Origin of the sequence: Amycolatopsis sp. WAC 01376 (assembly GCF_003947415.1) — a bacterium.
In the GTDB taxonomy this organism is placed as follows: Bacteria; Actinomycetota; Actinomycetes; order Mycobacteriales; family Pseudonocardiaceae; genus Amycolatopsis.
This window is the reverse complement of record NZ_QHKL01000006.1, coordinates 704715-725297: the sequence shown is the minus strand read 5'-3', so window position 1 is coordinate 725297 and position 20583 is coordinate 704715. Positions and strand designations below refer to the sequence as shown.

Genomic DNA, 20583 nt, shown 5'->3' with positions numbered 1-20583 from the left:
AGCCGATCGGAGTATTCGAGTTCCTCGACAGCGCCATCGATTCCGCAGCACTGCGTGAGGACGATTTGTTCACACCTGAAATGGCTTGCTTGGTTCCCGTGCTCTCGGTCGACGCCACTTCGGACAACCTACGCAGAGCGCGGGTCCTGTTCGAACCACAAGGATCGCGACATCGCCGGCCGGGCCCCCATCAGCAAAGGCCATTACACGAAAGACTCGATCGGATAGACACAATCATGAGGTTGATAGCGTCCGCTCAGGCAAACCGCAGCAGCCACGGCAACCACTTCGGCGGTGTCGGACCTGCTCGCTCCTGAATGGTCATGCTTCTAGCCGAATCGACCCCGGCCACACGAACCACCTACGCGACGATCACGTGTGACCGTCCGGAAGTCACCCTCTGGAACGAGGTATGACACGCTCACGGAGCGACCCTCAACTACGGTAACCATGGCGCGACACATCCGAAATCGTCGAAGTGCGGGGCAACACTAGAACTCCTTTCCCGTATCCCTGCTACAGGGTGCCGCGAAACACGGTCATACTGCACCGTAAAGCAGAAAAGGACGACGTTCCCGCCGAGCGGTTCACTGATCTGATCGACGAACTGGTCACAAGAAACGAATTCGCCGGACCTGACTACGCGTGGGCGATCACGAATTGGCGCGGTGCCGACGTGCAGGCGGGTCCCGCCGGATCGGTGCCGCGTTGGGTCGCCATGGCCACTTCGCACCACCTCGAAACACGTGGCACGGAGGACAGTCGCCGATCTCCGACATGTCATGTCAGACGACATCCGGCCCCTCACGTCGTGAAACCAGGAGCGCATATCCAGCAAACCTCCCCGGTCTCAGGCAACTCACCGAGAGCCTTGAGTTCACAGGCCAGCCTCGCGAGAACCTACCCACCTCCCATGATCGGCAGGTCTCTCGCGGAAAGTCGCTGTCAAGTTAGCGCGAGCGACACCGTATGCCACACACAACCCGTCACCAACCATCACCCTGTGCGCATGTAGCTTCGCCGGGCCCCGATCGGCGATCCTAAGGAGGTTCTCGATGGCGATTCACGGCGACGACGGCAAGGGCAGCGGCGGCGGCAACACCGGCAACTAGCCCCAGGCGACCGAAGCGAGCCACGTCGAGCTCGGACGTGGCTTCGCTTCACTCAGGGTCGCGGCCACCGAAAAGCAATCCCGTACTCCTCCCGCGGATGACAGGGCTCGAGAAACGTGTGCTCAACGACGCCTCGCCGGATCTCGAGCAGACGCCGATCACCGGCGGGCGGCCGGACCATGCGCTCGTACTCGGTCTGTTCCGCGTACCACCAGCACGCCTCAGGGACGCAGTCGTCGAAGGTGATGCTGACGCTTAGCCCTCCGGTCACCTTGCCTTCGCCGTCCATCTCGCGCGTCGCGATTCCGTGATGGTCGACATCAACATTGACCCAGCACCGCTCCTCGTCGAGGTCGTCATCGCAGGCGAGGGAAATGAACTCGTGACGCTCGCCTTTGCGCAGCGGTTTCGGGAAACGCAGGTCCACGACCATCGGATCCCCTGGTTGCGCACCCGGCCAAGTCTCGACACGGCAACCGAAGATCCCTTTGACAGGGAGGGACGCCAGACCGCCGGCCCACCCTGTCAGAGCTCTCGCCACATAACCGTCGACGCCGTCCTCACAGGCGACGACGTTCCTCACCGTCAGTCGGCGATACACGGTTTTGCGCCGCATCTCCACGGCCACCAGCTGGCGTTCCAGAAAAACGGCCTGCAGGCCGCCCGCGGGCGCCCGGCGGCCGGACGCCCGCGGCTCTGGGAACGAAGCCCTGGCGATTTCCACATAAAATCGCCAGGCTTCGCCATCCCGCACGAGCGCCTCTAAATTCCTTGCCAGGCAAGGAGCAAGATCGACAATCACTGCGCGCCGCCAGGCTAGGTGCATTGGCGTCGTCGTACTCGGTGGCGAAATTTCGAACGCGCCAGGAAGGTTCCTCAACTGTCCGAAACGCTCGTCGAGGGTCGACTCCCACTCCACCCCGCCGAGCCGGAACGCGGCGTTCAGAATGTCACACCCTGCCGATCCCCTGATCGACCCTATCCGGCTGATCTCATCGAGGATCAGTCCCCAGGCCGCGAGCGCCCGGACCTCCGGAGTCGCCGTGGTCATCGACTCTGTCGGCCGGACCAGCGCACCGAGGACGGCGGCCGGTTCACTTGCCGGGTCTTCGATCGCGTAGCGCAGGAACCTGAGCGGCCTGCCGTCCTTGCGTACCGCGAGCCAGCGCAGCGCGGCCTCGACCGCGGCAGCAGAACAGGAAACACGCTTCCTCACCACCTGGATTGACACGACGCCCTCCCGTTTCGCGGCGATGATCGACAATTCGCGGCGCGACAGGACAACTGTCGGCGATCAGAGAGACTGCCCTCGACGACAAGAAACTCCTCCTGACCGTGAAAGATCAGAACCAGCGAGGGGCTTCGCCGTCGTCGCGCCCTAAGGTGTACTAGTACACCACTCGCGACGGGTTCGGCAATGACCGAAGACACCTCCAGAAGAGATCAGGAGAGGCTGACGAGACGTCCTCGGCACGGTAACCGCGGTCTCCGTGCACCTCCTGAGCGGAATCCGTCGCCGACCTGCAGCATTCATTCGATCTCCACTGCGCGAATCTTACCCCGCACGGCAATCAGAAACCGTACTTCTGCAGACTTCGAGATCGTTCGACGCGAATTCGGCGATCAGTAACGATAACGCGAAGAATACAACCTCCTCCGCGTCCGGACGTCTTCAAGGAATCAACTCTCCGGCAGGAGGTCATCGCCATGACCATCACCCTACGACGCGCACTCGTCGCCACCGCACTGATGTTGACCGGCGCCCTCGCCGCGGTCGCACCGGTTTCCGCGGCGGCACAACAGATCCCCACGATGACGAACATCCGCACCGGCCAGAACCCCGGGTTCGACCGGATCGTGCTCGACCTGACCGCGGGGCAGGCTCCCGCCGTCCGGTACGACCTCGTCGACGAGTTGATCGCCGACGGATCGGGCGAAATCGTCTGGCTGACCGGGGAATACTTCATCGCGGTCACCGCGACTCCGGCGGCCGCGCACGACGACGCCGGTAATCCGACCTATCCCGGGCCGCAGAAGTTCCGGACCCGTGCCCTGCGCAACGTCATGGCGGTCGCGGTCACCGGCGACTACGAAGGCACCTTGTCGATCGGTCTCGGCGTCCGGTCGAGGACACCGGTCACGGTGTTCACCTTGACGTCGCCGAACCGGGTCGTCATCGACGTCCGCCATTGATCACGGGCGGGAATCCGTGAATGCTTTTCGCCGGTCGCGTGCTTTCCGGTGATCAAAGTCCTTTTCGGATTCCCGCGGTGAAAAACCCGGACGGGCGATTTTTCGGAAAAACAGGTATCTGGCGTCCGGTATCGCGTTCCTTCCTTCCGTCAGCATCAACGCCGCTGCGAAGGAGAACCTCATGCCGACCCCACGCAATCCCGATACCCCGTCTTTGGGTTCGGGTGGCGACAATCTCGAAGCGGGCCCGGGCAGTTCGGGCCTGGGAAGCTTCTCGAACAGCGAAATCGGCGAACTGGTCACCCAGGCCGCCGAAACCATGGCCGCGTCCGGCGAGGACGCCGAACGCAATTACCAGCGCAGCCTCGACAGGCTTCGCGAGCGGGCGGACGACGTCGTCCCCGCGCTCGGCGCGCAGTACGACGCCCTGTCGGAGGAGCAGTACCTGGAGCGCTGGGGCCTGGTCCAGTTGCTCACCGACCTGCGGCACACGGCCGCCGTGCCGGCGCTCGAAAACGTGCTGCGGCAGCCGATCCCGCCGGAGCGTTCCGACGACCCGGCACACGGGATCAGCACCGTCGGCGAAGAGGTGATCATCCGCACCACCGCCGTGGAAGCGTTGGCACGGCTGGCATCCGCCGGCGACGACGCGGCCAAGGAGCTGCTGCTGCGGCAGGTCCGGCACGAAGTGTTCACGGTACGGCGCGCGGCGGTCCAGGCCATCGCCGAGACCGGTGACACCGACCTCACCGCCCGGGTGCGCGAGGCGCTCAGCGGCACCGAGGACGAGCGGTTGCTGAACATCCGGCGGGTCGACGTCCGCGGTGTCCCGCAGGCCGTCGGCGGACGGTACGTGAAGGACTCGCGGACCGACGACGTGCCACCGCCGGAGCCCCCGCGCTCCTGAATCAGAACGAATTCCTTCTACGGACAGGTGATCTCCGATGGCCACTTGCAGTTACACCGTGCCGGACAAGAACGTGACCGGGGACAATTTCTACGGCGCCTCGATCTGCAATCAGACCTACATCGACTATTTCTGGAACACCTACGGCTTCGCCGGCAACAAGGACTACTGGGACGACGGCTTCGGCTGGGAAGACGCGTGCAACACCGACAAGCCGCTCGCCCGGACGTTCAACGCGTGCTACCTGCTGACCTATTCGGCACAGGACTACGCGAACGACGCCTATTCCGGGGCGATGCTGAACTGGGCGCGCCGCTACGTCCGCGACAACTGCGACGACCTCCGTTCGCTGTGCGGCGACGGCAGTGCCATCGCGCGCTCGTTCAGCGGGGCGTTCGTCGACGACCGGATCGAGGTGTACCTGGGTTTCTGGTACTCCAAGGACGTTCCCGGCCGGGCCGAGACGCTGATCCACGAATCTCGGCACCAGGGCGGGAAGCCGCACAACGCGAACTTCCCGGCGGGTTCGGTGTTCGGCGCCGGCAAGAGCGGCGCCGACTCCACCTGGGGTTACGAGGGCGCTTGGATGTACGGCGCGCTCTACCTGTGGTGGTTCTACGCCCAGGGCGCCCGCACGACGACGGCACTGCGTGAACGGGCCCGCCAGCGCGGGAATCTCGTGATCGACAACGCCTTCGCGACCCACCCCGGCTTCAACATCTGAAGCACGACCGGCAGGCCCTCTCGTACTGCAGACGAGAGGGCCTGGTCCCGCGATACCTCCGACGACTTGGACTGCGTCCCACTCAACGGGGCTTGACCACTGGCATATCTGGCGCAATCATCGGATCTCTCGGTTACCACGCCCTGGATGAGAGCGGATGGTCATGAGAGTTCGAGCGCACCGCACCGCCTGGCTCGCCGTTGTCCTCGCCCTGGTGGCGGGCCTGCTCACCACGACGGCGGCGAGCGCGGAGGTGCACCATCCCCGTCAGCAGTGGCTGCGCGAGGCCACCGCGGGACTCTTCCTCCACTGGGGCATGTTCACCGCGCCACGCCAGACCGACTGCGCCGCTTGGGAACGCGCCGTCACCGACGGCGGCTGGAGCGCGGACTACTGGGTGGACGAGGCCCGCAAGCTCGGCGCCTCCTACATCGTGCTCGCCACCTTCCACAGCAGGCTGGGTTACGCGCGGCCGTGGCCGTCGGCGATCCCCGGCAGCTGCGCCACACGGCGCGACCTCCTCGGCGAACTCGTCAAGGCCGGCAACGCCAAGGGTGTCCGGACGATCCTCTACATGACCGACGATCCCCAGTGGCACAAGGAAACCGGTGTGGAGTCGCTGGATTCCGCCGCGTACTCCGCCTACAAGGGCAAGCAGGTCGACCTGACCACCCGTCCAGGCTTCGGCGAATACAGCTACGACCTCTTCCACGAGGTCATGGATCGTTACGCGGACCTCTCCGGGTTCTGGATCGACAACGACAACGACTACTGGGAGAAGAACAAGCTCTACGAACAGATCCGGCAGAAGCGGCCGTCCTGGTTACTGAGCAACAACAACGAGGACACCCCGATCATGGACACGGTCAGCAACGAGCAGAAGACCGGCATCACCCCGCCGTACGACTACCCGCAGGCGGCGTTCACCCCGATGCCACGGCTGACCGAAGCCGACTACAAACTGCCGACCAACGGTGCCTGGTGGTACGACGGCACCGATCAGGCCGTCGACTTCCGGCTGTCCACCGGGCGCTACATCGCCAACGCGGGTTCGTCGATGAAGTCCTTGATGGCCGAGACCCCGATGGTGAACGGGAAGTTCCCGCCGCGGCAGGAGGCGTACAACAACTTCATGGCGAGCTGGGTGCCGCCGATCAAGTCGTCCCTGCAAGGCAAAGAGGGCGGCGGGTACATGTACGGCGGTATGCAGCCCGGGGTCTGGAACGACGGCGCGCACGGCGTCATCACCGTCGAGCCCGGCGCCCGCACGCAGTACCTCCACGTGGTCACCCGGCCGAGCACCGACCTGCTCCGCTTGCGCGACAACGGCTACAAGGTGACCGGAGTGTCCGACGTACGCACCGGAAAATCTCTGCGCTTCAGTCAATCCGGCGGCTATCTGACCATTGTGGACATCAAGGACTGGGACACCTACGACACGGTGTTCAAGGTGGAGACGGCCGGGCAGCGGTACTTTCACGACTCCGGCACGATCAAGGCGACCGCTTCGTCTTCACGCGCCGGACATCCGGCGTCGAATCTCGTCGACGGGAACTTCGAGAACTACTGGGACGCCGACGGCGAGCAGCCGGTCTCGCTGACCTTGGACCTCGGCAAGCGGCGGTCGGCGACCTACCTCGCGGTGAATCAGCGCGAGATGTCGCCGACGCACGCACGCGAATCGTTCGGCAGGCCGGAGGATTCGTCGCGGATCAAGGACTATCGCGTCTACGTCAGCGACGACGGGCTGAACTGGGGCAAGCCGGTCCGCACCGGCGCGATGCCGAGCACCCGCGGTGTGCAGTTCATCGACTTCGGCGAACGGCAGACCCGGTTCATCAAACTCGAGGTGCTGAACACCTGGTCCGGGCCGCAGGCGAAACCCTTCTACCGGCAATTGGCGATCGACGAGATCAAGGTGGCCTACGGCTACCCGAATTCGATCTTGGGCGCGCAGGTTCCGCTGGAGGCCGAGTCCTTCCGCAACGACCACACCGGCCGCGCCCGCCTCGGCCGGTGTTCGTCCTGCTCCGGATCGTTCCAGGTCACCGGACTCGGTGGCGGCGTACGCAACTCGGTCACCTACCCAGGCGTGACGGTCGCGGAAGACGGCGACTACCGGCTCCAGCTCGACACCACAGGCGGTCCCGCCACTTCGGCGGCGGTGAGCGTCAACGGCGGGGCTCCCATCGAGACCGCGATCGACGCCGGCACACCGGGAGTCGTGACCTCGGCGGCGATCCCCGTCGCACTAAAGGCCGGCGCCAACACCGTCAAGGTGTTCAGCAACGCCCCCGCAGGGCCGGGCCTCGACCGGATCGCGGTCGCTCCCCTGCCTCCGCCGTCCTACACGCCGAAGACGACCATGACCGTCGAACCCGGTGGTGTCCAATGGCTTTCACCGGGACGGCAGTCCCTGCGCGTGACCGCGAAATTGCGGCTGGACGCCGACGACACGATCGGGAAGGTCACCATGGCGCCGGTCGTTCCGGCGGGCTGGACCCTTCAAGGCGCTCCGGCCGCGGCGGCGTCCATGCGGGTCGGAGACGAGCTCGAAGCCTCCTGGACCTTGGTCTCCCCCGAAGGCGTCACCGCGGCCGACATCCCGGTCACCGCGTCGTTCGACCTGCTCGGACGGGCGAAAACGGTGAGCAAGCCGGTGCGGGTGAGCCCACGACCCGCGGATCGGGTCTTCATGCGGGAGGCCGAAGATTCGGCGAACGACGTCGGTGACGCGGGCGTCACGAACTGCGGGGTGTGCTCGGGCGGGCAGAAGGTCCGCAACATCGGCGGCGATCCGGACTCGTCCGTGCGGTTCGACGACGTCAACGTACCCGAGACCAGGCGCTACACCCTGTACATCGACTTCACCGTCAACGGGCCGCGCTCGTACTTCGTCACGGTCAACGGCGGTACGCCGATCGAAGTGAAGGTCGACGGCGCGGGCAACAACACCCGGCTCACGACGTCGGTGCCGGTCGAGCTGCGAGCGGGGGCGAACACGATCAAGCTGCACAACGACCACGCGTCCGCCCCGGATCTCGATCGGCTGTCACTGGGGTGAGGTACCGGCTTGACCCTCTCCCCGGGAGAGGGTTCAGGCTGGTCCCATGACGACCTTGATGCCGATCGGCGTGTTCGCGCACGCCACGAGGCTGTCGGTCCGCGCGCTGCGGAACTACGACCGGATCGGGCTGCTGGTGCCCGCGGAGATCGACCCTGGCACCGGATACCGCCGGTATTCGCTCGACCAGTTCGCCCGCGCGGGCCTGATCCGGCGGCTGCGGGAGCTGGAGGTTCCGCTGGCCGGGATCGCCGAGATCCTCGACGCGGGTACGCCGGACGAGGTGAAGGCCGCGATCAAACGGCATCACGACCGGGTGGCGGCGCGGGCCGCGGAACTCGCGGCGATCAGCGGCAGACTCGACTCCGTCCTCGCCGAACCGGCACGGTGGCTGCATGTCTACGAACGCGTGCGCACGCCGCAGCCGATCGCCCGCCTGTCGATCCGGACGCCGCTGAGCGGCCTGGCCGAACTGATCGGCCCCGCGTACGGGCGGCTGTTCGCGGCGCTCGCCGCGCAAGGGATCGCGCCGTCCGGCCCGCCAGGGACCCGCTACCTCACCGATGATCCCGACGAGTTGACCGTCGAACTGTTCGTCCCGGTGGACGGGCCGGTGCGGGATGACGGCGAGATCGGCGCGGGCGAGCTTCCCGGTGGTCTGCTCGTCGCGACGATCCACGAGGGTGATTACGACGACGTAGAGACCGCGTACCGATCACTCGGCCGCTGGATCGCCGAACGCGACCTCGTCCCGGCCGGGGCCGCCGAGGAGCTGTACCTCGTGGCGCCCGGGCCGTCGGTCGCACCCGAGTCCTACCGCACCGAGATCGCCTGGCCGGTGACCTCGTGATCCTCGACGGCATCGACACCGCGGGCGGAGAGCACTGCGAGACCAGCACGCTCCACGTCCTCCTGCGGCACGCCGGGGTCGAACTGTCCGAACCGATGCTGTTCGGACTCGGCGAAGGCCTCGGCTTCATCTACTGGGACGGGAAGAACCTGCCGTTCCCTTTCCTCGGAGGGCGCAGCAAACCCTTCGAGATCACCCGAAGGCTGACCGACCGTCTCGGCTTGACCTTGCGGGTCAAGGAAACGACGTCGGCGCGCACGGCGTGGCGGAACGTGGCCGAGGAGATCGACGCCGGTGCGCCGGTCGGCCTGCAACTCGACTCGTACCACCTGGAGTACTTCACGTCGAAAGTCCACTTCGGCGGGCACTTCGCCGCTTTATACGGCTACGACGAGGAAAGAGCCTTCCTTGTCGACACGGCACAGCAGGGTGGCTCCGTATCGGCCTCACTGGAGAGCCTGGAAGGCGCCCGCGGGGAGAAAGGCCCCATGACGGCGAAGAACCGCTCGTTCACTCTTCGCGCCGACGAGCCGCTTAAGCCGCTTTCGGGCGTCGTCCGGGATGCTGTGCGGGCCAACGCGGCGGAATTCCTCGACCCGCCCATCGCGAACCTCGGGTATCGCGGGATCGGCAAAGCCGCCACCCAGGTGCGGAAGTGGCTGGACCGCAGCAGTGATCCGGCACGCGACCTGCCGCAGGCCGCCGTCCTGATGGAACGGGCGGGGACCGGCGGCGCGCTCTTCCGCCGGATCTACCGCGACTTCCTCGAAGAATGCACGGCCTTCGTCGACGACGCCGGTCTCCGGACCGCGTATGAGAAGTACCGCGAGATCACTCCACTGTGGACCGAAGTCGCGCACTTGTTCGCCCAGGCAGGGGAAACCGGCGACGCCCGGCACCTGGCCGACGCGTCCGCCGTCCTGTCCGAGCTGGCTCAGCGCGAACAGGAGGCGATGACGGCGCTCGCGACGGTTCAGTTTTGCCGCTCGTAAGGCAGCTTCTCCCCCGCCTCCACCGCGAAGGGCAGATCGTTGCCCGCCGGCGGCAACGGGCAGGTGGCGAAGTCGGTGAACGCGCACGGCAGATTCGTCGCGCGGGTGAAGTCGAGGACGACGGTTCCGTCCTCGGCGGGCGGCGGCACCGCGAGCGACCGGTTCGCCGCGTACGTGGTGACGCCGCTCGTGGCGTCGGTGAACAGGATGAGCAGGCCGTCCTTCTTGCCGTTGAACGCGGTGAGCGTGTGCTCCACGCCGTCGTGCTCGAAACGCACGATGCCCGGCGAGACGTAGACGTGGCTGAGCCCTTCGACGACCGCGCCGACCGTGGTCGGCCGCGGTTCGTCGAAGGGCTCGAAGGTCCCGGACAGCACCCAGGCCGCGTCGGGCTCGTACGCCGGGACACCGCGGAAAGCGTTCAGCACCGGCGCCTTCGGGTCATGCGTCCGGATCAGGTATCCGCCGCGACGCGCCACCTCGATCTCGATGTCACCGGCGACGACCCGGGTGGTCGCACCACTGTTGACCAGCTCGAAGCGACGAACTCCGGTGACCCGTTCGCCGTCGTGCGAGAGATCCGCGCCCTGCGGATCGAGGTACGCCGCGTCGGCGTCCTGCCACCACACGCCGGGCAGCCCCTCGTACGCGCGCGGCTTGTCCTCGAGCCAGTCGAGCGAGACCAGAGCGAGCCAGCCGAGCGGATCGGCGAGATCGCGCTCGCGCTCGGTCTTCCAGCCCTGCCAGTCCCGCGTGAACGTGTCCAGGCTTGTGCTCATCGCCGATCCCTTCCGTAACCTTGCTCGTTCTCCCAGGTCAACGGCTCGACGGCGACGATATTTCCCGTCCCGGCATGTGGGCTAGGCGTGATAATCGCCGGTGGTGCCCTCCTCGGCCGAGACCAGCTCGGCGATCGGCGCGAAGAAGGCCTTGATCCCCGGCAGATTCGCCCCCTTCTCCCGCGACGCGGCGAAGTCCTCGGAGGAACGCCACCACACGACGTCGAGCCACGTCTCGTCGTCGACCCGGATCAGCTGGGCATCAAGGAACCCCTCCCGGTCGGCCCGGAAGTCGGCGAGCATCGCGGGGCGGGCCTGGAGCAGTTCGTCCGCGCGGTCGGCCGGGACCTTGAAGCGGGTCAGTTCCACTGTCGTCATGGGGCCGATGCTAAACGATCACCTTTCGCGAGGGGTCGACTACTCGCTTTGCGGACGGAGCCGCATTTAGTCGACTAATTGCACCCCCCTTTCTTTGCGTGGTCGCCGCGCGAGGCAAAATCACACTTCAGTGTTGTTCGCGCGTTTCGCTTGTTGCTTAAAATTACGAACGCTTGTTCGATTGTTTTGCGGTATTCTTGAGGGGTGTCCGAGACCTTTCTTCCCGAGTTGCCGCAGGACTTGTGGCGTGCTGGCAAGCTGGAGCTTGCCCAGGGCGTGCAGCAGTCCTTGCAGGTGATTCGGATGGCGGCCGCCGGGTTGGGGCGGTACTTGGCGGAGGTCGAGTCTCGTGGCGTCAAAGACTTGTACGGCTATGGCCGCACGGCGAACTGGTTCGCTGATGTGGCGGGATTGTCGGTTGGTGAGGCGGGTGCGGTGGTGAATCGGGCCATCGCCCTGAACCCCACGCGTGCCCTGGACGGCACGGAGGTTCCGGCTGTCGCGCCCGCTACGGCCGCGGTCGCTGCCGAGGGGCTGGTCGGGGATGAGCGGATCGACCAGATCCTGGACATCTTGAAGAAGCTCCCCGCCGATACCTCGACGGAGGATCGGGCTAGTGCGGAGAAGATCCTCGCCGACCTCGCCCGCGACGCCGGACCCCGCCAACTCTCCGACGCCGAAGCGAACCTCCTCGCCTGGCTCGACCCCGACGGGAACGAGCCGAAAGATCCCGAACCCGCCGAGCCGCGCCGCGAGATCACCCTGGAGCGCCGCAAAGACGGCTACTGGAAGCTCACCGGCTTGCTCGACGACGAGACCGGTGCCCGCACCGCGGCCGCGCTCGAGGCGTACGCGCAACCACGCCCGGTGGACGAGTTCGGCCAGGCCGATCTGCGGATGAAATGCGAACGCATGGGAGACGCCTGGGTCGACATCCTCGACCTGGCGATCGCCTGCCCGGACCAGCCCGGAACCAGCGGCTACCGCACCCTGCTGCATGTCACCATCGGACTCGACGAGTTGAAGTCCGGCCTCGGGACCGCGTGCCTCGACTTTGTCGGGACGATGACCGCCCGCGAGGCCCGGCTCGCGGCCTGCGACTGCCTGATGCTGCCGGTCGTGATGAGCGCCGCCGGAGAACCCCTCGATGTGGGACGGCTGCGACGGTTCGTCACCCCCGGCCAACGCCGCGCCTTGAACATCCGGGATGGCGGCTGTGCGTTCCCCGGATGTCATCGGCGGCCCAAGAACTGTCACGCTCACCATATTCATCACTGGGCAGACGGAGGGCCTACGGATCTCCGGAATCTCGTGCTGCTGTGCGGCTTTCATCACCGCTTGATCCACCACGGCGACTGGCAAGTCCATATGGCCGCCGATGGATTACCGGAATTCATCCCGCCCCAATACCGAGATCCACTCCGAAAACCCCGCCGCAACACCCTCCACCACGTGTAACCCGAGGAGCCCGCCCGCCACACCGGCGACGGGCCCTTCGGCATGCCCGCACCTCGATGCTCTGTGAAGGCCTCCTTGCCTACCCTGAGGGTAGTGAAGGAGGCCCTCACTACCTGCCGATCCCAGCGGGCTGAAGTACATGCAAGCCCCTTCCTTGCGCCCAGGTATCGCTTCTGAAAACTGTTCAGTACCGGCGGAAACCCGAAGACCGATTGCGCCGTTCGGGCGTATTGACGAAAGAATCCTCGATTCCTCCGCAAAACCCGGAGCAAGATCGGCCGTTCCGGACTTGGGAGGGGACGGAGTACGTCATGGTGAATCAACCACGTGGCCCGGACGGTCGCTGGATCAAATACAAGTACGGTGCGGGCGCGCTGGCCACCGCGGGTGTGGTCGTGGCAGCCACCAACGGAATAGGCGGAGGCACAGCCGCCTCCCTGGATTCCGCCGCGAGCCAGGCTCTCAAAGGCAAGGGCTCCAGCAAGAAGTCCGCGCAAAAAGGCCGTCACTCCGAAGCTTGGCAGCGCCTGGGCTGGCGCCTGCTCAAGAAAACCGCGAAACGGGAACTGAAATGCGGACCGCATTCCTTCGGTGAGGTGCAGCGTTTCTTCCTGCGCCACCCTTGCGTCGATCTCGATCGCATGGCGGTCACCGTCGACGACGGCGCCGGGAACACCATCATCGTGTCCGTCGCGTGGGTGAAGATGCCGGTGGCGAGCGAGGCGAGCGATCTGAAAAGGCTCGTCGACAGGGACGACACCGGCAACGTCGCGCTTTTCGGCGAGGTGCGGCACGGTAGCCGCTTCACCGGCAAGAACTACGACTCCCGTCTGGCCAGGAAGCTGGTCGTGATCGCCGAGTCCGCTCCCGAGGCCGGTCGGCCGAGCGAGGCGACGCTGGAGACCGCTGTCGAAGTCGCCGTCCAGTTTCCCGCACCTTGACCCCGCATCAGCGGTCCACAATGGAGGCGACCACGACAGCCACTGACCGAAGAGGCCCCATGGACGACCAGAGCGAACTGCCGCCCGGCATCGGCAAACCGGCGACGCGGGCCTTCACCGGCGCCGGTTACACGCGCCTGGAGGACTTCACCCGCGCCACCGAGGCCGAGCTCGCGTGCCTGCACGGCGTCGGCCCCAAAGCACTCCGCATCATCCGCGAAGCCCTGGAAACGCGAGGTCAGACATACAAACCCACCGAATAATTTTTTTGTCTTGACAACTTGAACCATCGGACGGTTAGCTGAACGCAGCACACCGACCGAGGGAGATCCAGTCATGACCAAGTTCGCGAACGTCGACGACTACATCGCCGCTCTGCCCGAGAACCTGCGGGAAGTCGCCACCACGCTGCGCCCGATCGTCAACGCGGCCCTGCCGGGTTCCGTCGAGGCGATGTACCACGCCTCCCCGACCTGGAGCGCGGGCGAAGCCGCCGGCAAGAACCTCGTCTGCCTGATGAAGGCGTACTCGTCGTACGTCACCTTCGCCCTCTGGAAGGGGCAGCTCATCGACGACGGGTCCGGCAGGCTGGAGGCGAGCGCGCGGGAGATGGCGCACGTCAAGCTGCGCTCCGTCGAGGATATCGACGCCGACCTGTTCACCGGCTGGCTCAAGCAGGCGCGAGACCTCGAAGTCACCGCGACGGCGCGATGACACAATCGGCGGCGTGCCTGTGATCACCGACGAATCCCGCTGCCCGTGCGGCCTTGGCGAGCCGTACGGCGTTTGCTGCGGCCGCTTCCACCGAGGAGCCGCGACCGCGCCGACCGCCGAACTCCTGATGCGGTCGCGGTTCAGCGCGTTCGCCGTCGGCGACACCGCGTATCTCACGAAGACCTGGCATCCGAAGACCCTGCCCGAGGGCCTCGAGCTCGATCCGGGACAGCGCTGGACGTTCCTGGAGATCCTCGGCAAGACCGGCGGCGGGCTGCTGGAGAACGAGGGCACCGTGGAGTTCCGGGCCCACTACCGGCAGGATCGCCGTCCCGGCAGCATGCACGAGAACAGCCGCTTCGTCCGCATCGACGGGCAGTGGATCTACGTGGCGCCCGTCAGCTGAGCAAGCGCTGACGAACCCGGCGCAAGGGTCTGTTCCCGGCGCGGAGTGGCGGCTACTATCTCCCCCAACATTGTTAGGGAACTTTCTTAACGATTTCGCCCAGGTCCGCCGCCGTGTGCCCAAGGAGGCGCGCTCGTGAGTTTTCGGCAGAAGAAAACCCGGATCCCGTTACTGGCCTTGACCGTCACCGCGCTGGCCGCCGCGGTCTGCGGGGTGACCACCGCTCCCGCCGCCACCGGCGCGGAGGTGGCCGTGCCGCTGTCCGTCGGCGCCGAGGCGGGCAACGCCACCCCGATCCCCGGCTACGTGATCCAGTCCTCGGCACAGGTCAACGACGACTCGGCGGTCTCGAAGCCGGGCTTCCCTGCCACCGGCTGGTACCCGGTGTCGTCGCGCTCGACGGTCTACGCCGGATTGCTGCAGAACGGCAAGTACGCCGACCCGTTCTACTCGACGAACATGAAGAACGTCCCGACGGCGCAGTTCGCCGTGCCGTGGTGGTATCGCACGGATCTGAACGTCGAGGACACGTCGTCGCGCACCTACCTCGACTTCAGCGGCGTGCTCTCCAAGGCCGACGTCTGGGTCAACGGCATCAAGATCGCGACGAAGGACCAGGTCAACGGCGCCTACACCCGCCACGACCTGGACATCACCGCGCACGTGCGCCAGGGCGTCAACAGCGTCGCGTTCAAGGTTTACCCCAACGACCCCAACAACGATCTCTCGATGGGCTGGATCGACTGGGCGCAGACCCCGCCGGACCAGAACATGGGCATCGTGCGGGACGTCCTCGTGCGGCGCAGCGGCCCGGTCGCGCTGCGCAGCGCGCACGTGGTCCAGAAGCTGAACTCCTCGCTCGACCACGCCGACCTCACGGTGAAGGCCGACGTCCGCAACGACTCGGCGAACGCGGTGCAGGCCACCGTCGCCGGCACGGTCGCGGGCAAGCCGATCACCCAGACGGTCTCGCTGGCCGCGAAGGAACGCAAGACGGTCACCTTCGGCCTGGTCGGCCTCGACAAGCCGAATCTCTGGTGGCCGGCCGGGATGGGCGGCCAGCACCGGTACGAACTCGACCTGACCGCGAGTGTCGGCGGCACGCCGTCGGACACCTCGAAGTCGAAGTTCGGCGTCCGTGACGTCAAGGCGCCGCTGAACTCCAGCGGCGGACGGCAGTACAGCGTCAACGGCAAACCGCTGCTGATCCGCGGCGGCGGTTACACCCCGGACCTCTTCCTGCGCTGGAGCGAGACCGCGGCGGCCGACAAGCTCAAGTACGTCCTGAACCTGGGGCTCAACACGGTCCGGCTGGAAGGCCACATCGAGCCGGACGAGTTCTTCGACATCGCCGACGACCTCGGTGTGCTGACCATGCCCGGCTGGGAATGCTGCGACAAATGGGAAGGGCACGTCAACGGCGAGGAGAAGGGCGAGCCCTGGGTCGAATCGGACTACCCGATCGCCAAGGCTTCGATGTTCTCTGAGGCCGAGCGCCTGCGTGACCACCCGAGCGTCATCTCGTTCCACATCGGCAGCGACTTCGCGCCGGACAGGCGGATCGAGCAGGGCTACCTCGACGCGATGAAGGCCGCCGACTTCCAGCTTCCCGTGATCCCGTCGGCGTCGAAGAGGCCGTCCCCGATCACGGGCGCTTCAGGTATGAAGATGAACGGCCCGTACGACTACGTGCCGCCCGTCTACTGGTACGACAAGTCGCAGAAGGACCGCGGCGGCGCGTGGAGCTTCAACTCCGAGACCAGCGCGGGCGTCGACATCCCGACGATGGACACGTTGAAGCGGATGATGTCGGCGAGCGAACTGGAAACGATGTGGAAGGACCCGTCGGCACCCCAGTATCACCGCTCTTCGTCGACGACGTTCGCGAATCTGAAGCTGTTCGGCAACGCGCTCAGCAAGCGCTACGGCGCGCCGGCCGATCTGGACGACTTCGTGCGGAAGGCGCAGCTCGCCCAGTACGAGAACGTCCGCGCGGAGTTCGAGTCGCACTCGCGCAACTACACCGACTCGACCAACCCGTCGACCGGGTTGATCTACTGGATGCTCAACAGCCCATGGACTTCGCTGCACTGGCAGCTGTTCGACGCCTACATGGACCAGAACGGCGCCTACTACGGGGCGAAGAAGGCCAACGAGCCACTGCACATCCAGTACTCGCATGACAATCGCTCGGTCGTGGTGATCAACCAGACGTCGAACGCGGCGAGCGGGCTGACGGCGACCACGAAGCTGTACAACCTCGACGGCACCGAGAAGTACAGCAACACCAAGACCGGCCTGTCGGTCGGCGCGCTGGGCGCCAAGGCCACCGCGGTCACCGTCCCGGCGGTGAGCGGCCTTTCGACGACCTACCTGGCGAAGCTGGTGCTCACCGACTCCTCCGGCAAGGAGGTCAGCCGGAACGTGTACTGGCTCTCCACCAAGGCCGACACGCTGAACTGGGCCGGCAGCGACTGGTACTACACGCCCCAGTCGGCCTACGCCGATCTGTCCGGGCTGAAGAACCTCGGGCAGTCCGCGGTCAGCGCGACGGCGAAGTCGGTCGCCGGTGGCGACGGCACCACCACGACCACCGTGACGCTGAAGAACACCTCGGGCGGCAAGCTCCCGGCGTTCTACGTCGACTCGAAGGTCGTGGACGCCGCGGGCAAGCCGGTGCTCCCGGTGGAGTGGAACGACAACGCGGTGAGCCTGTGGCCGGGTGAAACGACCACGCTGACCGCGAAGTACCGCACCGCCGACCTCAAGGGCTCCAAGCCTTCGGTGCGGGTTTCGGGCTGGAACACCGGCACGCAGACCGTTCCGGCCGACGGCTCCGGACCCGGCAACCCGGTCGACTACCAGGCCGAGGACGCCACGATCGCCCAGGGCGCGGTGGAGTCCAACCACGCCGGGTTCACCGGCACCGGGTTCGTCAACTACGACAACGTCGCGGGCAGCTCGGTCGAGTGGACGGTCAACGCCCCGGCGGCGGGCACCTACGACGTCGTCGTCCGGTACGCCAACGGCACCACGGCGAACCGGCCGCTCGACTTCTCGGTCAACGGCACGATCAGCGCGTCCGGTGTCGGCTTCGGCGGCACCGGGGCCTGGCCGAACTGGACGACCAGAACCGTCAAGGTGACACTGGCGGCGGGTGTGAACAAGATCAGGGCAGTCGCCACCACGGCGAACGGCGGTCCCAACGTCGACAAGATCACCCTCTAGCCCGGGAGTCGCCTGAGGCCCCCTTCGCCGCCTGGCGAAGGGGGCCTTTCCCGTACTCGCGTGGGTTACGCTTTCCGGGTGACCGGCAAACCCGACCCGCGCCTGCGGGACCTCGCGATGCTGCGCCGCGTCCGCGACCGGATCGATCGCGACTACGCGCAGCCTTTGGACGTCGAGGCGCTGGCCCGCGGCGTGCACGTCTCCGCCGGGCACCTGAGCCGCGAATTCCGGGCCGCGTACGGCGAATCGCCCTACAGCTATCTGATGACCCGCCGGATCGAGCGGGCCATGATGCTGCTGCGGCGCGGGGACATGTCGGTCACCGAGGTCTGCTTCGACGTCGGTTTCTCGTCGCTGGGCACGTTCAGCACGCGGTTCTCCGAACTGGTCGGCGTCTCGCCGAGTGTGTATCGCAAGCAGGCGGCGGAAGACGGCCGCGGCATGCCCGGCTGCGTCGTCAAACAGGTCATGCGACCGATCAGGAATCGAGAAGCGACGCCGCCGCGCGCCGACCTACCTTGAGCCGCATGACCCTCTCGATTCGAGCGTCCTACCTCCCCGCGGACGATCTCGAGGCTTCACTTTCCTTCTATCGCGACATCCTGGGTTTCGAAGTGCGTGCCGATAGCCCGCTCCAGGCCACGGTCGGCCCGCCAGGGCAGCCGGAGACGTCGCTCGTGCTCCATCCCCCGGCTGACGGCCCGGAGGTCACCGGCGAGGAACGCGCCACGATCGCCGAACTGATGGCCAAGGGCGTCCACGGGATCATCGTGCTGTCCACCCCGGATCTGATCGGGACCTTCGATCGGGTCCAGGCGGCGGGCGCGGACGTCGTCCAAGAGCCGAAGAAGCAGTCCTACGGCGCCTTCGACTGCGCTTTCCGCGACCCGGCTGGCAACCTGGTGCGGTTCGAGGAGCGGTAGCCCGGCCTCGGTGCGCGCGCACCGACGCTCCCGGGTGATGATGAGCGGCGTGGAGATCGCGGTAGAACTCGTGGCACTGGTCGTGGCCGTCCTCCTGGTCACCGCCGCGGCGCGGAAACTCGACTGGTCGGCGCCCCTGTGCCTGATCGCGGTCGGGGTCGTCGCCTCGTACGTGCCGGGCGTCCCGGAGTACGAACTGGATCCGGAGGTCGTGCTGCTGGGGCTGCTGCCCCCGCTGCTGTACGCCACCGCGATCCGCACGTCGCTGATCGACTTCCGCCGCAACCGCGGGCCGATCCTGCTGCTCTCGGTGGGGCTCGTCATCTTCACCACGGCCGCGGTCGGCGTCGTGGCGTGGCTGGTGATCCCCGGTCTGCCGCTGGCCGCCGGGCTCGCGATCGGCGCGGTGGTCGCACCGCCCGACGCGGTCGCCGCCACCGCCGTCGCCCGCAAGGTCGGGATGCCGCGCAAGCTCACCAGGCTGCTGGAAGGCGAAAGCCTGTTCAACGACGCGGCCGCGCTGGTCGCCTTGCGGACCGCCATCGCGGCCATCGCGGGCTCGGTGAGCCTGCTGCAGGTCGGCGGGGATTTCCTGCTGGCCGCCGGTGGCGGGCTGGTGATCGGGTTCGCCGTCGGCGCGCTCGCCGCGCTGATCCGCACCCGGCTCGAAGATCCGGTCACCGACACCGCACTTTCGCTGGTGGTCCCGTTCGTCGCCTATCTGGCCGCCGAGGCGATCCACGGTTCCGGCGTGATCGCCGTGGTCGTCGCGGGGCTGATCCTCGGGCACAAGGCGCCGAGCATGCTTTCGGGCCGCTCCCGGCTGGCCAGCAGGCTGAACTGGCAGACCATCCAGTTCCTGCTGGAGAACATCGTCTTCCTGCTGATCGGGCTCCAGGTCCGCCGGATCATGTCCGAGGTCGGCGACAGCGGGCTGACCGCGCTGGAACTGGTCCTGATCTGCGCCGCCACCCTCGCCGCGACCATCGTCACCCGGATCATCTGGATGGCGGGCATCGGCCTGGCACGGCGGCTGTTACGCCGTCACGCCTGGCCGTGGCGGTACTCGGCCGTGATCGCCTGGGCGGGGATGCGCGGGGTCGTCACGCTCGCGGCGGCGTTCGTGCTGCCCGCGGACACCCCGCAACGGGCCGTGCTGGTGCTGGTCGCGTTCGTCGTGGTGGCGGGAACGCTGCTGCTGCACGGGACGACGCTGCCGGTGCTGGTCCGCCGCCTGAAACTGCCGCCGCCCGATCCGGCCGAGGACGCGTTGCAGGAGGCGGCCGTGCTCCACGACATGACCAGGGCCGCGCTCGAAGAGCTGGAGAAGATCCGGACTCCCGAAGACCCGGAAGACATCGTCGAACGCCTGCGCAGCCGTCTCCAGCACCGCTCGGACTCGGCTTGGGAAGAGCTCGGCAGGCAGAGCGCGCTGACCGAAACCCCGAGCGACGCCTATCGGCGGCTGCGGTTGCGGCTGCTCGAGGTCGAACGGGAGAAGTTCCTGGAGGCGCGTGACTCCGGGATGGCCGACGATGATGTCCTGCGCCGGATCCTCGAACGCCTCGACATCGAGGAATCCATGCTGGACAGGGAGGAGGAGGCCGTGCCGGACTCCGATCGCGAACTGCGCACCCCCGCCGCGACGGCGGGATCCTGCAAACACCTGACCAAGGAGTGGCCCGCGGTCGAACCCAGCTCACCGGACGAGTGCGCCGTCTGCGTCGAGAAGGGGATGACCTGGGTGCATCTGCGCGAATGCGTCAAATGCGGGAACGTCGCCTGCTGTGACTCCTCACCGGGCAAGCACGCGACCGAGCACTTCCACGACAGCCTGCATCCGGTGATGCGCAGCCACGAACCCGGCGAGACCTGGCGCTGGTGCTTCGTGGACAAACAGCTGGGCTAGCTCGG

Annotated in this window: 19 protein-coding genes; 16 read left to right on the top strand and 3 right to left on the bottom strand. The window is 66.6% G+C overall.

The features are described from left to right. Positions 1-478: 478 nt before the first annotated feature. Positions 479-1015, top strand: a complete 537-nt coding sequence (locus tag DMH03_RS43070; RefSeq protein WP_370310953.1) for a hypothetical protein — start codon at positions 479-481, stop codon at positions 1013-1015. A gap of 149 nt (positions 1016-1164) precedes the next feature. Here the strand turns inward: DMH03_RS43070 and DMH03_RS30325 are convergent, their stop codons facing one another. After that, positions 1165-2376, bottom strand: coding sequence for a hypothetical protein (locus tag DMH03_RS30325; protein WP_233611717.1), 1212 nt, complete (start codon positions 2374-2376; stop codon positions 1165-1167). Between the two features lie 443 nt (positions 2377-2819). Between DMH03_RS30325 and DMH03_RS30320 the strand changes: the two genes are divergently transcribed. The 6 genes from DMH03_RS30320 to DMH03_RS30295 all read left to right on the top strand — a co-directional run bounded on the left by DMH03_RS30320 (position 2820) and on the right by DMH03_RS30295 (position 9842). Further along, positions 2820-3305 carry a hypothetical protein gene (locus DMH03_RS30320; protein WP_125795367.1) on the top strand — a complete coding sequence of 162 codons (486 nt, stop codon included), beginning with the start codon at positions 2820-2822 and terminating at the stop codon, positions 3303-3305. Positions 3306-3486: 181 nt separating this feature from the next. Next, positions 3487-4212 carry a HEAT repeat domain-containing protein gene (locus DMH03_RS30315; protein ID WP_125795366.1) on the top strand — a complete coding sequence of 242 codons (726 nt, stop codon included), beginning with the start codon at positions 3487-3489 and terminating at the stop codon, positions 4210-4212. A 37-nt stretch (positions 4213-4249) separates the two neighbouring features. Further along, the gene (locus DMH03_RS30310) at positions 4250-4936 is read left to right on the top strand and encodes a hypothetical protein (protein ID WP_125795365.1); all 687 of its coding nucleotides are present in this window, start codon (positions 4250-4252) and stop codon (positions 4934-4936) included. A 157-nt stretch (positions 4937-5093) separates the two neighbouring features. Further along, on the top strand, positions 5094-8000 hold the full coding sequence (locus DMH03_RS30305; protein ID WP_125795364.1) for an alpha-L-fucosidase: 2907 nt from the start codon (positions 5094-5096) through the stop codon (positions 7998-8000). Between the two features lie 46 nt (positions 8001-8046). Beyond that, positions 8047-8850 (top strand): MerR family transcriptional regulator, encoded by an 804-nt coding sequence (locus DMH03_RS30300; protein ID WP_125795363.1) that lies wholly within the window; start codon positions 8047-8049, stop codon positions 8848-8850. Continuing rightward, positions 8847-9842 (top strand): BtrH N-terminal domain-containing protein, encoded by a 996-nt coding sequence (locus DMH03_RS30295; RefSeq protein WP_125795362.1) that lies wholly within the window; start codon positions 8847-8849, stop codon positions 9840-9842. Before DMH03_RS30300 ends, DMH03_RS30295 begins: the two co-directional genes overlap by 4 nt. Here DMH03_RS30295 and DMH03_RS30290 read toward each other — a convergent pair. Next, positions 9824-10621, bottom strand: a complete 798-nt coding sequence (locus tag DMH03_RS30290) for a DUF1684 domain-containing protein (RefSeq protein WP_199749068.1) — start codon at positions 10619-10621, stop codon at positions 9824-9826. The genes DMH03_RS30295 and DMH03_RS30290 overlap by 19 nt on opposite strands. 81 nt (positions 10622-10702) lie before the next feature. Continuing rightward, on the bottom strand, positions 10703-10999 hold the full coding sequence (locus DMH03_RS30285; RefSeq protein WP_125795361.1) for an antibiotic biosynthesis monooxygenase: 297 nt from the start codon (positions 10997-10999) through the stop codon (positions 10703-10705). A 204-nt stretch (positions 11000-11203) separates the two neighbouring features. Here DMH03_RS30285 and DMH03_RS30280 point away from each other — a divergent pair, with 204 nt between their 5' ends. From DMH03_RS30280 to DMH03_RS30240, 9 genes are all read left to right on the top strand, one after another. Beyond that, a complete protein-coding gene (locus DMH03_RS30280) occupies positions 11204-12457 on the top strand; it encodes an HNH endonuclease signature motif containing protein (protein ID WP_125795360.1) in 1254 nt (417 codons plus the stop codon). Positions 12458-12669: 212 nt separating this feature from the next. Then, the gene (locus DMH03_RS42670; protein WP_233611715.1) at positions 12670-13398 is read left to right on the top strand and encodes a hypothetical protein; all 729 of its coding nucleotides are present in this window, start codon (positions 12670-12672) and stop codon (positions 13396-13398) included. A gap of 59 nt (positions 13399-13457) precedes the next feature. Continuing rightward, the gene (locus tag DMH03_RS30270) at positions 13458-13661 is read left to right on the top strand and encodes a DNA-binding protein (RefSeq protein ID WP_125795359.1); all 204 of its coding nucleotides are present in this window, start codon (positions 13458-13460) and stop codon (positions 13659-13661) included. A gap of 73 nt (positions 13662-13734) precedes the next feature. Next, positions 13735-14112, top strand: coding sequence for a DUF1801 domain-containing protein (locus DMH03_RS30265; RefSeq protein WP_125795358.1), 378 nt, complete (start codon positions 13735-13737; stop codon positions 14110-14112). A gap of 19 nt (positions 14113-14131) precedes the next feature. Then, complete coding sequence (locus DMH03_RS30260; RefSeq protein ID WP_125795486.1) at positions 14132-14518, top strand: YchJ family protein; 387 nt, start codon at positions 14132-14134, stop codon at positions 14516-14518. Positions 14519-14653: 135 nt separating this feature from the next. Next, positions 14654-17746, top strand: a complete 3093-nt coding sequence (locus tag DMH03_RS30255; protein ID WP_199749067.1) for a CBM35 domain-containing protein — start codon at positions 14654-14656, stop codon at positions 17744-17746. A 117-nt stretch (positions 17747-17863) separates the two neighbouring features. Then, positions 17864-18268 (top strand): helix-turn-helix transcriptional regulator, encoded by a 405-nt coding sequence (locus DMH03_RS30250; protein ID WP_199749084.1) that lies wholly within the window; start codon positions 17864-17866, stop codon positions 18266-18268. A gap of 5 nt (positions 18269-18273) precedes the next feature. After that, on the top strand, positions 18274-18669 hold the full coding sequence (locus DMH03_RS30245; RefSeq protein WP_125795357.1) for a VOC family protein: 396 nt from the start codon (positions 18274-18276) through the stop codon (positions 18667-18669). A gap of 40 nt (positions 18670-18709) precedes the next feature. Then, positions 18710-20578 carry a Na+/H+ antiporter gene (locus tag DMH03_RS30240; RefSeq protein ID WP_199749083.1) on the top strand — a complete coding sequence of 623 codons (1869 nt, stop codon included), beginning with the start codon at positions 18710-18712 and terminating at the stop codon, positions 20576-20578. The last annotated feature ends 5 nt before the right edge of the window (positions 20579-20583 follow it).